The organism is Pedobacter sandarakinus (genome assembly GCF_026240095.1).
Lineage (GTDB): Bacteria > Bacteroidota > Bacteroidia > Sphingobacteriales > Sphingobacteriaceae > Pedobacter > Pedobacter sandarakinus.
Window position 1 is genome coordinate 1 of sequence record NZ_JAPIVG010000029.1, and the last position, 473, is coordinate 473.

Genomic DNA, 473 nt, shown 5'->3' on the forward strand with positions numbered 1-473 from the left:
CAGCAAGATGCGCAGTATAGCCAGTATATGTTTAATGGTATTTACATTAACCCTGCCTATGCGGGTTATAAGGAAGTGCTTAACGTACACAGTTTTTACCGCAGTCAGTGGACAGGCATTACCGGTGCGCCGCGTAGCATGTCGCTGGCAGTAGATGCAATAGCCAACAGTGGAAACGTTGGTTTAGCTTTGCAGGTTGCCAGCGATAAGCTGGGTGCTCAAACCAACCTGAGCATTTATGGCAACTACGCTTACCGCATCAGGCTAAATGATGATGGCAGTTCTCGTTTAGCCCTGGGCATTGGTGTAGGTATGGTTCAGCTGGGGATAGATGGCGCTTTGCTTAACCCTAACGATCCTGAACCTTTCCAGCCTGCGGGTATGCAAAGCACCATTGTTCCCGATGCACGAGCGGGGGTTTATTTTGCTAACGACCGCTATTATGCGGGTTTTTCGGCCGATAACCTCATCGC

General features: G+C 49.7%; 1 protein-coding gene. It reads left to right on the forward strand.

Features of this window, described 5'->3' with window-relative positions; all coding sequences use genetic code 11:
* Positions 1-473, forward strand: a 473-nt coding sequence (locus tag OQ268_RS17805; RefSeq protein ID WP_265858169.1) for a PorP/SprF family type IX secretion system membrane protein, incomplete at both ends; no start/stop codon positions are given.